Annotated in this window: 15 protein-coding genes; 7 read left to right on the top strand and 8 right to left on the bottom strand. The window is 40.5% G+C overall.

The genetic code is table 11. From position 1 onward, the window contains the following. Positions 1-82: 82 nt before the first annotated feature. The 4 genes from NYR17_RS03285 (at position 83) to NYR17_RS03270 (ending at position 4,797) form a co-directional block, all read left to right on the top strand. Positions 83-1,396: a M16 family metallopeptidase gene (locus NYR17_RS03285; RefSeq protein WP_302506374.1), complete on the top strand. Its 1,314-nt coding sequence runs from the start codon at positions 83-85 to the stop codon at positions 1,394-1,396. A gap of 14 nt (positions 1,397-1,410) precedes the next feature. After that, the gene (locus tag NYR17_RS03280) at positions 1,411-3,453 is read left to right on the top strand and encodes a M16 family metallopeptidase (protein ID WP_302506372.1); all 2,043 of its coding nucleotides are present in this window, start codon (positions 1,411-1,413) and stop codon (positions 3,451-3,453) included. A gap of 242 nt (positions 3,454-3,695) precedes the next feature. Then, a complete protein-coding gene (locus tag NYR17_RS03275) occupies positions 3,696-4,313 on the top strand; it encodes a hypothetical protein (protein WP_302506370.1) in 618 nt (205 codons plus the stop codon). Between the two features lie 70 nt (positions 4,314-4,383). Continuing rightward, a complete protein-coding gene (locus NYR17_RS03270; protein WP_302506369.1) occupies positions 4,384-4,797 on the top strand; it encodes an SRPBCC family protein in 414 nt (137 codons plus the stop codon). A 52-nt stretch (positions 4,798-4,849) separates the two neighbouring features. Here the strand turns inward: NYR17_RS03270 and hemL are convergent, their stop codons facing one another. The 4 genes from hemL to NYR17_RS03250 all read right to left on the bottom strand — a co-directional run bounded on the left by hemL (position 4,850) and on the right by NYR17_RS03250 (position 8,558). Further along, positions 4,850-6,130: a glutamate-1-semialdehyde 2,1-aminomutase gene (hemL, locus tag NYR17_RS03265; RefSeq protein ID WP_302506368.1), complete on the bottom strand. Its 1,281-nt coding sequence runs from the start codon at positions 6,128-6,130 to the stop codon at positions 4,850-4,852. 76 nt (positions 6,131-6,206) lie between these two features. Further along, entirely contained in the window at positions 6,207-7,280 is a 1,074-nt protein-coding gene (locus NYR17_RS03260; RefSeq protein ID WP_302506367.1) for a glucosaminidase domain-containing protein, read from the bottom strand. A 40-nt stretch (positions 7,281-7,320) separates the two neighbouring features. Then, positions 7,321-8,256, bottom strand: a complete 936-nt coding sequence (locus tag NYR17_RS03255; RefSeq protein ID WP_302506366.1) for a 1-aminocyclopropane-1-carboxylate deaminase/D-cysteine desulfhydrase — start codon at positions 8,254-8,256, stop codon at positions 7,321-7,323. Next, on the bottom strand, positions 8,235-8,558 hold the full coding sequence (locus NYR17_RS03250) for a hypothetical protein (RefSeq protein ID WP_302506365.1): 324 nt from the start codon (positions 8,556-8,558) through the stop codon (positions 8,235-8,237). The genes NYR17_RS03255 and NYR17_RS03250 overlap by 22 nt, the downstream gene beginning before the upstream one ends. A gap of 45 nt (positions 8,559-8,603) precedes the next feature. Between NYR17_RS03250 and NYR17_RS03245 the strand changes: the two genes are divergently transcribed. Together NYR17_RS03245 and NYR17_RS03240 are read left to right on the top strand one after the other, a co-directional pair. Continuing rightward, complete coding sequence (locus NYR17_RS03245; RefSeq protein WP_302506363.1) at positions 8,604-8,774, top strand: DUF5522 domain-containing protein; 171 nt, start codon at positions 8,604-8,606, stop codon at positions 8,772-8,774. Positions 8,775-8,780: 6 nt separating this feature from the next. After that, a complete protein-coding gene (locus NYR17_RS03240) occupies positions 8,781-9,305 on the top strand; it encodes a DUF4136 domain-containing protein (protein WP_302506361.1) in 525 nt (174 codons plus the stop codon). 57 nt (positions 9,306-9,362) lie between these two features. Here NYR17_RS03240 and NYR17_RS03235 read toward each other — a convergent pair whose 3' ends face one another. The 4 genes from NYR17_RS03235 to NYR17_RS03220 all read right to left on the bottom strand — a co-directional run bounded on the left by NYR17_RS03235 (position 9,363) and on the right by NYR17_RS03220 (position 12,700). Beyond that, positions 9,363-9,710 (bottom strand): hypothetical protein, encoded by a 348-nt coding sequence (locus NYR17_RS03235; RefSeq protein ID WP_302506360.1) that lies wholly within the window; start codon positions 9,708-9,710, stop codon positions 9,363-9,365. A gap of 12 nt (positions 9,711-9,722) precedes the next feature. Further along, positions 9,723-10,082 carry a hypothetical protein gene (locus NYR17_RS03230; RefSeq protein ID WP_302506358.1) on the bottom strand — a complete coding sequence of 120 codons (360 nt, stop codon included), beginning with the start codon at positions 10,080-10,082 and terminating at the stop codon, positions 9,723-9,725. A 127-nt stretch (positions 10,083-10,209) separates the two neighbouring features. Continuing rightward, positions 10,210-12,111: a molecular chaperone DnaK gene (gene dnaK, locus NYR17_RS03225; protein ID WP_302506357.1), complete on the bottom strand. Its 1,902-nt coding sequence runs from the start codon at positions 12,109-12,111 to the stop codon at positions 10,210-10,212. A 187-nt stretch (positions 12,112-12,298) separates the two neighbouring features. After that, positions 12,299-12,700, bottom strand: coding sequence for a c-type cytochrome (locus tag NYR17_RS03220; protein ID WP_302506356.1), 402 nt, complete (start codon positions 12,698-12,700; stop codon positions 12,299-12,301). Between the two features lie 126 nt (positions 12,701-12,826). Here NYR17_RS03220 and NYR17_RS03215 point away from each other — a divergent pair, with 126 nt between their 5' ends. Further along, on the top strand, positions 12,827-13,327 hold the full coding sequence (locus NYR17_RS03215; protein ID WP_302506355.1) for a c-type cytochrome: 501 nt from the start codon (positions 12,827-12,829) through the stop codon (positions 13,325-13,327). Positions 13,328-13,337: the final 10 nt, after the last annotated feature.

The following is a 13,337-nucleotide window of genomic DNA, read 5'->3' as shown; positions in this document are numbered from 1 at the left end:
TTCAACACATAAAAGTGTAACAATTTTTGATGATGAGAAGACTAATGAAAACAGTAATAATTTTTTAAATACCTTATATATAATGAGAAAAAGACTTTTTCCTTTGGCTGTGGCTTCCTTAATGGGGGCGTGGCTGAGTGCTCAACAAATTAAATTTGAGGAATATGACCTCCCTAACGGGCTGCATGTGATTTTGCACCAAGATCCATCGGTGCCAGTGGTTACCACTTCTGTGATGTACCATGTGGGCGCCAAAGATGAACAAGAGGGCAGAACGGGTTTTGCTCACTTTTTTGAACACCTTCTTTTCGAGGGAACGCCCAACATCAAGCGCGGCGATTGGTTTAAAGTGGTTACCTCAAACGGTGGTTCTAACAATGCTAATACCACTGGCGACCGCACCTATTACTACGAAACTTTCCCTTCTAACAACGAACAATTGGGGCTTTGGATGGAAGCCGAAAGAATGCGCCACCCTGTGATTAACCAAATTGGTGTGGATACCCAAAGAGAGGTGGTAAAAGAGGAAAAAAGACTCAGAATGGACAACCAACCGTATGGAAATCTGTTTGATAGCATCTTAAAAGCCCTGTTCAAAAACCACCCGTACAAAGGCACCACCATCGGTTCTATGGAAGACCTTAATTCGGCGAAGTTAGAGGAGTTCCAAAATTTCTTCAAAAAATACTATGTACCGAATAACGCTACTTTGGTTGTAGCAGGCAACATCAACCCTGAGCAAACCAAAAAATGGATTAGCGAATATTACGGTTCTATCCCAAAAGGCGCTGCCATCACCAGAAATTTCCCGAAAGAAACGCCGATTACCAAGCAAGAAGAGGTAACGGTTTATGATAACAACATCCAAATTCCAGCCTATATTTTTGCGTACAGAACGCCTTCTAATAAGGACAGAGATGCCTATGTTTTGGATATGCTCGGCACTTACCTCAGCGGCGGAAAATCTTCGGTATTGTACAAAAAATTAGTTGATGAGGAGAAAAAAGCCCTCCAAGTGCAAGTGGCAAATATCGGTATGGAGGATTATAGCGTATTTGCGTTTTTCGCGATCCCAATGGGCGACAACTCTGTAGCGACTTTTGAGAAAGACATTGATGCCGAAATCAAGAAGTTACAAACCACGCTCATCTCAGAAAAAGACTATCAGAAACTTCTCAATCAGTATGAAAATCAGTTTGTAAACGCTAATTCTACCATTGAGGGCATTGCGCATTCCTTAGCGGATAGTTATGTATTAAAAGGCGATACCAACCTCATCAACAAGGAGTTAGACATCTACCGCTCTATTACCAGAGAAGATCTGAGAGCCGCTGCCCAAAAATACTTGAACAGCAACCAAAGAATCATCATCAATTATCTACCATCTAAAAAATAATTTCCATTTTCGTTATGAAACAGATCAAATATATCGCAGTAGCATTTTTAATTTCAGGGATGTTTTCTGCACAAAAAATAGACCTCAATGCGATGCCCAAACCGGGACCTACGCCTACAATCAACATCGCCCAGCCTAAGACTTTCACCCTTGCCAACGGCCTTACCGTGATGGTGGTGGAGAACAACAAACTCCCAAGAGTCAATATGAGCCTCAGCATGGACAGACCGCCTGTGTACGAGGGCGACATTGTGGGCGTGAGCAGCATTATGGCGGATCAATTGGGCAAAGGCACCAAGACGCTCAGCAAGGAAGAATTTAATTCAAAAATAGATTTTTTAGGCGCTACGCTCCGTTTCAGTGATGCAGGGGCATCTGCCAATACACTGTCTAAATATTTCCCAGAAGTCCTCGCATTGATGGGCGATGCCATGATCAATCCTAAATTTTCGGCAGAGGAAGTTCAAACTTCCAAAGAGCGTAGTTTAGAAGGCCTAAAATCTGAGGAAAAGAACGCCAGTGCTATTGCGAACAAGGTTTCTAATGCCTTAATCTACGGTAAAAATACCGCGCGTGGCGAGTTTGAAACTCCAGAAACCATCAACAAAATACAACCGAAAGATGTAGAAAATTTCTACAAAAAATACTATGCTCCAGACAATGCTTACCTCGTGATTGTGGGCGATGTGGACTTTGAAACAGTTAAAAAACAAGTAGAAAAAACTTTCGGAAAGTGGAAAAAATCAGGGGTAAAAATCCCGATGCCACAGCCTGCACAGAATGTTGCCAAAACGGAAATCAATTTGGTTGATGTGCCGAATGCCGTGCAATCCATCATCCAAGTGGGCAATATCTCTACGCTAAAAATGAAAGATCCGCTCTATTTTGCAGGGGCTATGGCGAATTATATTTTAGGTGGCGGCGGCGAGGCGCGTTTATTTATGAACCTTCGTGAGAAAAACGGCTTCACTTATGGTGCTTATTCTTCGCTGTCTACGGGTAAATATTCTCCTCATTTTGAGGCTGAAGCCAGCGTGAGAAACGAGGTGACCGACAAAGCCGTTACCGAATTTATGAACGAGCTGAAAGGCATCGCTACCGTTACGCCAGAGGAATTAGAGCGTACCAAAGCGAAGATGAAAGGCAGCTTTATTATGTCTTTGGAGAAGCCAGAAACCATCGCCAGATTTGCTTTACAACAAAAAGTGCAAGATTTGCCTGCCAATTTCTACACCAATTACTTAAAATCCATCGACCAAGTGAGCGCGGCGGATATTTCTAAAGTGGTGAAAGCCAACATTCTCCCTAACCAATCGAGAATTTTTATCGCTGGGAAAGCCTCAGAAATTGCCGAAGGTTTAGAAAAATTGGGCTATCCTGTAAAATATTTTGATGCCAATGCCAACCCTACCGCCAAACCAGAAGCGAAGAAAATTGCAGCAGATGTGAGCGTGGAGAGCATTGCCAAAAATTACATCACCGCCATTGGAGGACAAGAAAAAGTGGCGAAAATCAACAGCTTGACTACCGTTGCCAAAGCGACCGTACAAGGTATGCCAATGGAACTCACCTTGATTTCAGGGAAAGGCGGTAAAAGTTTGATGGAGCTCAAAATGATGGGCAACACGCTACAAAAAATAGTGTTTGACGGCAAAGATGGCTATATGGAAGCGCAAGGTCAAAAAATACCAATGCCTGAGGAAGCGAAAAAAGAAGCAGCTAAAAAGACCGAAATCTTTCCAGAACTCGCTTTCAAAAATGGTGCTGGCTATGAACTGAAAGGCATAGAAAACATCAATAATGAAGAGGCATATGCCGTAAAACATGGCGATACCACTTATTTCTATAGCGTGAAAACAGGGCTTAAAGTTGGTGAAAATCAAACGCAAAAAATGGGTGACCAAGAAATGGTAATCCCGACCGTTTACTCTGATTATCGTGAAGTGGAAGGCGTAAAATTGCCATTTAAAATCACCCAAAATATGGGTGGCACCGATCTTAATTTTGAAGTGCAACGCTACGACATCAACAAAGCCATCGCTACCGATTTTAAATAATCCGTAGCTGTGGATTGAAGTTTAGAAGTTTTAATTGCCGCCCGCCCCAAAATTGGGGCGGGCGGATTTTTTGTGGGGGATTAGCTAAAGAAATTCTGTATTTTAAACTTGATTACAACTAAAAAAATTTAAATATTTACAACAAACCTAGCTTAAAAAACATTAGATATTTATTTAATCAAAAGTATTTTTCACTATAATTTCATATATTTGTATTCTAATTAATTTTAATAAAAAATGATATGACAATCACTGAACTTATAACTATAACAACTTCTATATCTGGAATAGTAGGTAGTATTCCAAGTATTCTAAAACTTCCATTTATTTCTAACCTTCTAAATCCACAGAAGAATAAAAAGAGTAAAATAAAAGAGCTTGACATAGAAAAGTTGAGCCATTTTACCTCTAAAGATTTTCAAGAAGAGTTTATTAACCCTACGATGGAAGAAAATATCTTCTATGAACTTACAGAGATTAATACCAATCAAAAGCTTATCCGTAGTTATTGTCAATTTAAAAATAAATTAGGTAAAAGTTTTACATGGCAAAATATAAAGAATGCCAAGCAGTATTTAAAATCTGACAAAAATAATAACATCACCATTGAAGTACCTAAAATACATATCATGGTTAAAAACATTTCGTTAATTTGTGCTTTTATATTAATATTTGCAAGCTTATTTTTAACTATATACATTTCAAATATAGAAACATCAAAAAACATCAAAACAATAGCTTTTCTAATATTTAATGCTATCCTTTATCTTTCATTGGCTTCATTTATTTTATGGGGTATAGCTCCAATTATAACAGCTCAGAGAATAAAGCAAAGAATAAATAATTTAGAGAAAAATTAGAATTTTTCAGGCTACCTCTCCTCCCCCACTTTTTCATTATCTTTGTGGCGAATTTTAAAATTTTACCCTTATGGAGCTTGAAAAAATTACGATAAGCACAGAGGTCAATAAGCCTCTGGCGCAGGTTTGGGCGTATTATACCGAACCTCAACATATTACCCAATGGAACTTTGCGGATGAGAGTTGGCACTGCCCCTCTGCCACTAATGATTTGCGGGTGGGCGGCACTTACCAAACGCGTATGGAAGCCAAAGATGGCAGCATGGGCTTTGACTTTACAGCCACCTATACCGCGCTAAAACTTTTGGAAAGTTTCACTTATGAATTTGGTGGTCGGGAGGCTACTGTGACCTTTGAAGCGGTAGAACATGGCACGCGGCTCACACTCAGCTTTGACCCTGAAACCGAGCACCCCATAGAAATGCAAAGGCAAGGTTGGCAAGCCATTTTAAATCACTTTAAACAATATGCCGAAGCACAATAAATCGTATCGCTAAAAAAATCCCTCCTTATATAATAAAGAGGGATTTTTTATTCTAATATTCTAAACTTCTTACCGCTTCCAGGGTTTGGTCTATTTCTTTATCCGTAATAGCTGAAGAGATAAACCAAGTCTCGTAGCCGCTTGGCGGCAGATAAACGCCACGCTCTAAAAGATGATGAAAAAAGGTATTAAACAACGAGTGATTGGCTTTTTGAGCCTCATCAAAGTTGGACACTCGGTTGGTGTGGAAAAACACAGACATCATAGAGCCTTTGCGGTTGATGCGGTGGGCAATGCCTTTTTCATTCAATATTTTTCCGATTTCAAAATCTAAAGTTTCTGTGGTTTTACTGAGGTTGGCATAAAAGTCTGGCGTTTCCTTGATCAGCTTTAGAGTGGTCAAGCCTGCCCGCATTGCAATAGGATTGCCGCTGAGCGTTCCCGCCTGATATACCGCCCCTTTTGGTGCCAAGCTATCCATAATTTCTTGTCTTCCTGCAAAGGCGCCCACTGGCATACCGCCGCCAATCACCTTGCCATAAGTCACCAAATCGGCTCTTACGCCATAGACCTCTTGTGCCCCACCAAAAGCCAAGCGGAAGCCTGTCATCACCTCATCAAAGATGAGAAGACTGCCGTTTTCATCACAAATGCTTCTCAGATTTTGTAGAAAATCATTCTCCGGCAATACGCAGCCCATATTCCCTGCCACAGGTTCTATAATCACAGCGGCAATCTGCCCTTCATTAAGGCGGAAGAGGTCTTGCACTTGCTCCCAATCGTTATACCGCGCCAATAGGGTATCTTGCGCCGTGCCCTGCGTAACGCCTGGCGAATTAGGGTTGCCAAAAGTCGCCGCACCACTGCCCGCTTTAATCAAAAACGAATCCGAATGCCCATGGTAACAGCCTTCAAACTTGATGATTTTATCTCGTCCTGTATAGCCTCGTGCCAAGCGGATAGCACTCATACAAGCCTCAGTTCCTGAAGAAACCATTCTAATTTGGTCGATATTCGGGACATTTTCGGTGATGAATTTTGCAATTTCGGTTTCCAATTCGGTAGGGGTACCAAAGGAAAAACCTTTGTCGGCTTGCTTTTTTACTTCCTCCAACACCACAGGATGCGTGTGCCCCAAAATGGCTGGCCCCCACGAGTTGATGTAGTCAATATAAGTTCTGTCATCTGCATCGGTAAGGTAGGCGCCTTGGGCAGATTTCATAAAAATAGGCGTGCCACCCACCGATTTAAACGCGCGCACAGGGGAATTAACGCCCCCTGGAATGTATTGTTTGGCTTCTTGGAACAAAGCGCTACTTCTTTGGTATAGCATAATTTTTTGTTTTAAAAAATGTGAAAATCCTCAGCGAAAATAGATGCCACCGTCAGGATTTTCTATTTTGATGAAATTAGTTTCTCGGTTTTTTAGATTGCAGATAAATCACTTGCCCTTGCTGTGGCTCTTCGCCGACTTCCATTCTGTTTTTGCGGTATAACTTATTCAGTTTGATGCCAAATTTTTGAGCAATAAGATGCATGGTATCGCCTGCCGCAGCTCTATAAGTCGCTACATTTCCTGATGAATTTTTGGATTCTAAAAATAGAATATCATTGGTTTTTAGTCGGTTATTGGTGAGTTCATTCCACTTGGTCAGGCGTCCTTCTCTCACATCAAACTTTTTAGCGATGTACGCCAAATCGGTATCTGTAGGGATGATGATGTATTTAAGTCCGCCGTTAGGATGCCTTTTCACCGTAATGTTATTGAGCAATGCCAATTTCTCTTTCCGTAATTGTTCCGCTGTTTTTTGTTGCTCTGCGTAGGAGGTTTGCTTGTACGGCACAATAACCGTTACAGGATCTTTTGGAGTTTTGGTAGAAGTTGGGTTGGTGCGGTTGCCTGATAATTTCGCCATAAACTCAGTATCGTTATTGAGTTCTGGATAGAGTTTCAGCACGGTATACAGCACCTCGTTAGAGTTGGTATTATCAAACTCGTAGAGTCTATATTTTTCTATCCTATCGATTAAAATATAAGCATAGCGAGGGTTGGTGGCATAGCCTGCTTTCTTCAAACCATGTGCCCAAGCGCGATAATCTTTGGGGTTGAGTTTAAATAAATTGACATAATACTTTCTGAAAGCCAAAAATTTAGAGTGGTCTTCATACGATTGTTTAGGGTCATCATACACACGGAAACACTCGTTGGGCGCATCATCTGTGTGGCGCATAGTTCTGCCTGTCCAGTCTTCTTTACATTTAATCCCAAAATGGTTGTTGCCCTCTTGTGCCAAGCGCGATTGTCCGCCACCCGTTTCTAAAAGTCCTTGTGCCAAAGTGATGCTCGCAGGGATTTTATATTTCTCCATCTCCTCCACGGCATAAGCGGCAAAACGCTGGATGTATTGGTCATCTGTAGCCCAAGTTTGAGCTGGTATTTTTGAAAGTGCTACAAGGGCACACGCTACCAAAAATTTCTTCATAATAATGATTTAATAAAGTTCTACGGTGTAGATTTTTACCTTATAATTGAATATTGATTAAGTTTCTATTTTGTTTCTTCAGCATCTTATTGGCACCGATAATCCCTTGCAAGCCACCAGTATGAAACGCCAAAATACGGCTCCCTTCTGGAAATTTATTTTGCGCAATCATCTGGAGTAGCTGCATCATCATTTTTCCTGTGTATATCGGATCCAAAGGCTGTTGATAGTCTTGATAAAATCCATTGATAAAATCCACCAACGCCACCGATATTTTCCCATAGCCAGCGCCAAAAGCATCAATGAGCGTGGTGTTCTCTCGCCCACTCCAAGTTTTCACTTGCGCCTCTAAAGAGGTATCATTAACCACCTTAAACCCCAAAACTTGCTGATGCGGTGCTGCATATTTTGACAAGCCTGCCACCGTGCCGCCCGTGCCTACCGCTGTGCAAAGATAATCAAAAGTTTTGGTTTCTTCATTGAGCATATGCTGAATGCCCTGCACTCCCAACGCATTAGAGCCTCCTTCGGGGATGATGAGCGCTTCGGGGAAGTCTTTTTTTAGGAGCTCTGTATAAGCCGCCTTATCTCGGTAGGTGGTTCTACTCACGCATTGGAAGCGCATACCATCTGCATACGCCTTAGCTAATGTGGGGTTATCCTGCCACTGGGTTGCCCATTCCTCGCCTCTAATAATACCAATAGTCGGAATCTTGAGCAAGCGCCCGAGCGCCGCCGTAGCCGCAATATGGTTAGAAAAAGCCCCACCAAAAGTGATGAGCAAAGGATGCTTAGGCTTTTGGTGAAGATAATAATGGATATTATGCCACAATTTCCAAAATTTGTTCCCTGAAATTTCTGGATGCACCCTATCTTCCCGTTTAATATAAAGCGCCACCGATGAATGTTCTAATGGGATAGAAATGAGAGGTCGGTCGGGTAAATTTGCAAGGTTTAATAGTTCCAAAACGCCCAAAATTTTCTTTGTTTAAGGTAATTCATTCGGTGTTCATTGGCGTAGGCTTCACGCTCAAAACGGATATTCCTATAAGCTTTATACGGATTTTTATACCTGAACCACAGCACATAAAACTCCACCACATACCATAAATAAAAGAACACAATGCCCAATTCTAACTGCTGCCTCAGGTGGATTTTCTCATGGTTGATGAGCACTTTATTCCCTCTATCCGCAGTATTTCTCAAAAAAATAAAGGGGAATAGTGTAATTCCGTTAATTTTTGTATTTTTAAGCCAACTTTGGCATACTATGATCATCTCTCGTCTAATGTTTTGACAAAGATAAAAATTTAACTTATACCAATGAAAGACATCAAAGAAAATGAAGATTTTTATTATAACGAACAGGGCTATAAGGTGTTTACGGAAAAGTTCCACCTGAAGCGTGGCTACTGTTGCAAAAACGGCTGCAAACACTGTCCCTACGGCTATGATAAAAAGACAGACACTTTTAAAACAAAACCCTTAAAATAAAAAATTATGAAAAAATTATTGTTTTTAGCTTTGGCTGCCAGCACGCTGAGCATCAGTTCTTGTAGCTCTTTTAATGTCAAAACTGACTATTCCGAAACGGCAGCTTTTGCGCAGTATAAAACTTATGCTCTTCGCACCGATGATTTAAAACTCAACGATTTAGACAAAGACCGCGTAACGAGTGAAATCTCAAAACAGCTTTCTCAGAAAGGGTTGAGCGTTAGTACCTCGCCAGATTTAATTATCAACCTTAAAGCTTCTCATAAAAAAATAGAAGATGTGAACAGCACCAATCCTTATGGCGTTTGGGGTTGGGGCTCACCGTGGGGCTGGGGCGTAGGTGTCCAGCGGACTTGGGTTTCTAACTATAATGTGGGCGGGCTGACCATTGATTTTATTGATGCTAAAACGCAAAAATTGGTTTGGCAAGGCATCGGCAGTGGCATCCAAGTGGATAACCCTAAATCTAAGCAAAAGCAAATCCCTCAACTTATTTCGGAAATATTGAGCCATTATCCGCCTCAAAAATAATCCAAAACAATGAAGCTAAGACCACTACTGAACGGTGGTCTTTTTTATGCTCTCAACTTAAAAACTAAGCACCGACCAAGTATAAAGCACCTGAAAAATAAAGAAAACTATCGCGATCAAAGTTTCCTTCCAAGGGCTGATGGTAAGGCTTTCGTGGAGAATATGAAGGTAGGCTTTGAGGTGTTTGAAAAAAACAATGAGGGAAATAAAACCGACGATAAACACACAAATACCCAATGCAATTTGCTGATTTTCATTTCCTGTAACACTTTGAGTTGCCTTTAAAAGGTCTGTAATATCCACAGAACCACCGATAAACATCATCGAAATAATCAAAAGGAAAAATGGCGTCACCGAATAAATAGAGGCATAGATGAAAGAAAATAACAGCTTTTTATACGCCATTGTGTTCACTTACTATTTTAACATCTTGTTTACCAACAAACTAAATACCACAGAAGTGAAATTATTGAGCAAGAAAATAACGAGAATTTTCTCCGTAATCGTCAGCTGGCTGAGTTTCCCAAAGATGCCTTGATTTTTGTTTAAATCCATTAAAATAAACGATACAAACACCGATGTATAAACGGAAAGCTTGATGGGCGACAGGTAATGCGTAAACTGTTCGTCTTCCTCTTTGTCCATTTCTTGATGTGTGTAGTCATAACAGAATGAGGATTTTGTGAAAATTTTATAAATCGTTATCGGGATTAAAATTACATCGATAATAATGCGAATGCATAACTTTTCAAAACTGTCTACTATTTTTTCTAACATCGTTATTTTCTTTTTACAACGACAAAGATAACCTCTTTTTGGTAATTTTTTGTTTTCCTATGAAAAAATACAAAAAACAGCCGCCCCAGTTTCCTGAGGCGGCCATTCAATTATAATGAAAGCAAAATTATTTTACTTCTTCAAAATCGGCGTCTTGTACATCATCTGCATCGTTAGCGTTGCCTGCTCCTGCGTTGCCACCCATATCAGCAGCTCCTTGAGCATCAGCTTGAGCTTTGTACATCTCTTCAGACGCTGCCATCCATGCAGCATCTAAGGCTTCAGATTTGGTTTTTATAGCTTCCATATCTTTGGCTTCAAATGCGGTTTTAAGCTCTGCCACTGCAGTTTCAATCGCTGATTTTTTATCGGCAGAAATTTTATCTCCAAATTCTTTCAATTGCTTTTCAGTTTGGAAGATTTGTCCATCTGCTTTGTTGATTAAATCGGCTTCTTCTTTTCTCTTAGCATCTGCTGCAGAGTTTTCCTGTGCTTCTTTCTTCATTCTTTCAATCTCCTCATCAGAAAGTCCTGAAGAAGCTTGGATTTTGATGGATTGTTCCTTACCTGTTCCTTTATCTTTTGCAGATACGCTGAGGATTCCGTTGGCATCAATATCAAAGGTTACTTCAATCTGAGGCACACCTCTTGGCGCTGGTGGAATGTCGGTAAGTTCAAATCTACCAATCTCTTTGTTATCGTTAAACATTGGTCTCTCCCCTTGTCCTACGCGGATACTTACGGCAGGTTGGTTGTCTGCTGCGGTAGAGAAAACTTCGGATTTTTTAGTTGGAATGGTGGTATTGGCCTCAATCAATTTGGTGAATACGCTACCCATTGTTTCAATACCTAATGATAATGGCGTAACATCAAGAAGCAATACATCTTTTACATCTCCTGTTAATACCCCACCTTGGATGGCAGCACCTATAGCCACTACCTCATCTGGGTTAACACCTTTAGAAGGTTTTTTGCCGAAGAATTTTTCTACTTCTTCTTGGATGATTGGAATTCTGGTAGAACCACCTACTAAAATCACCTCATCAATATCCGAAGTGGATAATCCTGCATCTTGGAGGGCTTTTTTACAAGGCTCCATCGAACGCTTCACTAAGTCGGCAGAGAGTTGTTCAAATTTAGCTCTAGTTAATGTTTTCACTAAGTGCTTAGGTCCAGAAGCTGTAGCCGTGATGTATGGCAAGTTGATTTCTGTCTGTGCCGAAGATGATAATTCTATTTTGGCTTTTTCTGCGGCTTCTTTTAATCTTTGTAATGCGATAGGATCGGCTTTTAAGTCTACCCCTTCTTCGTTTTTAAATTCAGAAGCCAACCAATCGATGATCACATCATCAAAATCATCACCCCCTAAGTGGGTATCTCCGTTGGTTGATAATACTTCAAATACGCCATCTCCTAACTCTAAGATTGAGATGTCAAAAGTACCACCACCTAAGTCATAAACTGCAATTTTTTGGTCTTTGTGAGATTTATCTAAACCGTAAGCCAAAGCTGCAGCGGTAGGCTCATTGATGATTCTTTCCACTTTAAGACCTGCAATCTCTCCAGCATCTTTGGTGGCTTGTCTTTGTTCATCGTTAAAGTAAGCTGGCACGGTAATTACCGCTCTTGTTACTTCTTGCCCGAGGTAATCTTCTGCTGTTTTCTTCATTTTTTGAAGAATCATTGCGGAGATTTCTTGCGGGGTATATTCTCTATCGTTAATTTTTACCTTTACAGAATCGTTAGGTCCTTCTACCACTTGATAAGGCACTCTGGCTACCTCGGCAGCGTCGTTTTTAAAGTGAGTTCCTATAAATCTTTTGATAGAATATACTGTATTTTTAGGGTTGGTAACCGCTTGTCTTTTCGCAGGGTCACCTACTTTTCTTTCACCATCTTCTGTAAATGCTACGATAGATGGCGTTGTTCTTTTACCTTCTGCGTTAGGGATTACTACAGGGTCTTTCCCTTCCATCACAGCCACACAAGAGTTGGTGGTTCCAAGGTCTATTCCAATAATTTTACTCATATCTGTTATAATTTATTTTTATTTGTTAATATTATTTTTAATGTTTTACGCTTGCAAATTCACCAAGAATATGCCACATTTATTTTTATGCCAAAATGTCAGTTTCTTTTTTTTCAGAACGAAAAAAAGCGCCACATCTCAGATGCCGCGCCTTCGGTTTATAATTTAATTCATCATATATTGGTCTCTACTTTTTCTTCAAAGATAAGATGTATTCCACCATTTTCTTTGCGTTCTCTTTGCTCAATCCAGCGTGTGGACTCATTGGCACCTCGCCCCAGTTGCCTTGTCCACCATTGATGATTTTGTCTGCCAACATATCCACATCTGCCTCAGTGTATTTATTGGCAACCTCTTCATAAGACGGTCCCACAAGTTTCGTGTCTGTCTTATGGCAACCCAAACAGTCGGCGCCTTCTATCAGTTTAAGTCCCTCATCTTTACCACTTGCCGCCTCATCATTCTGAGCGGTGGCTTTGGGCTCTTCTAACATCACATTGGTTTCTGCCTCTTGTGCAGGTTCTCCTTTTTTCTCGGAACAAGCGATTAGGCTCAACCCTAAACAGCTTGCAAGCATTATTTTTTTCATCTTAAATTTTATTTATTTTTCGTGATAGCAAAGTTCGGAAAAACATTCTATACCGTTTATGATTGCAGTCATAAACCTTTGGGTTTCTATCTTTCTAATTTTGTATCAAAATAAAATTGAACAAAAATGAAACACTTAAAATTATTCGCAATTTTTGCTTTCACAGCAATGATGATCTCTTGCGGTGGTGATAAAAAAACAGAAGACACCACTTCTTCTGAAACCACAACAGAAGCCACCGAGAGCACTGAAAATACCGCCACTACAGATGGCGCCTACGACCCTAAAAGAGGTTTAGGAAAATATGACGCCTCTAATGTAGATGTTAGTACTTTTAACGCTAATATGGCAGCTGAGGGCAAAAGCATCTCTGATGTTAAATGCGCCTCTTGCCACAAAACCACTACCGAAAAGTTAGTAGGACCAGGCTGGAAAGGCGTTACTGAAAGACATACACCGTATTGGATTATGAACTTCATCACCAATCCAGATCCGATGATTGACCAAGATCCAGAGGTACAAAAACAATTGGAAATCTGTTTGGTAAGAATGCCAAACCAAGGCTTAGATGAGAAAGAAGCCCGCAGCATTTTGGAGTATATGAGAGAAATTGATGGTGTTAAATAATATATCCTGA

Source organism: Riemerella columbina, from assembly GCF_030517065.1.
Lineage (GTDB): Bacteria > Bacteroidota > Bacteroidia > Flavobacteriales > Weeksellaceae > Riemerella > Riemerella columbina_A.
This window is presented reverse-complemented; position numbering and strand designations above follow the sequence as displayed.

Coding starts and splice junctions, on each gene's coding strand:
- NYR17_RS03245 (WP_302506363.1), top strand. CDS start 8,604: ATGAAAGACATCAAAGAAAATGAAGATTTTTATTATAACGAACAGGGC.
- NYR17_RS03250 (WP_302506365.1), bottom strand. CDS start 8,558: ATGATCATAGTATGCCAAAGTTGGCTTAAAAATACAAAAATTAACGGA.
- NYR17_RS03260 (WP_302506367.1), bottom strand. CDS start 7,280: ATGAAGAAATTTTTGGTAGCGTGTGCCCTTGTAGCACTTTCAAAAATA.
- NYR17_RS03285 (WP_302506374.1), top strand. CDS start 83: ATGAGAAAAAGACTTTTTCCTTTGGCTGTGGCTTCCTTAATGGGGGCG.
- NYR17_RS03220 (WP_302506356.1), bottom strand. CDS start 12,700: ATGAAAAAAATAATGCTTGCAAGCTGTTTAGGGTTGAGCCTAATCGCT.
- dnaK (WP_302506357.1), bottom strand. CDS start 12,111: ATGAGTAAAATTATTGGAATAGACCTTGGAACCACCAACTCTTGTGTG.
- hemL (WP_302506368.1), bottom strand. CDS start 6,130: ATGCTATACCAAAGAAGTAGCGCTTTGTTCCAAGAAGCCAAACAATAC.
- NYR17_RS03240 (WP_302506361.1), top strand. CDS start 8,781: ATGAAAAAATTATTGTTTTTAGCTTTGGCTGCCAGCACGCTGAGCATC.
- NYR17_RS03215 (WP_302506355.1), top strand. CDS start 12,827: ATGAAACACTTAAAATTATTCGCAATTTTTGCTTTCACAGCAATGATG.
- NYR17_RS03235 (WP_302506360.1), bottom strand. CDS start 9,710: ATGGCGTATAAAAAGCTGTTATTTTCTTTCATCTATGCCTCTATTTAT.
- NYR17_RS03270 (WP_302506369.1), top strand. CDS start 4,384: ATGGAGCTTGAAAAAATTACGATAAGCACAGAGGTCAATAAGCCTCTG.
- NYR17_RS03275 (WP_302506370.1), top strand. CDS start 3,696: ATGACAATCACTGAACTTATAACTATAACAACTTCTATATCTGGAATA.
- NYR17_RS03230 (WP_302506358.1), bottom strand. CDS start 10,082: ATGTTAGAAAAAATAGTAGACAGTTTTGAAAAGTTATGCATTCGCATT.
- NYR17_RS03280 (WP_302506372.1), top strand. CDS start 1,411: ATGAAACAGATCAAATATATCGCAGTAGCATTTTTAATTTCAGGGATG.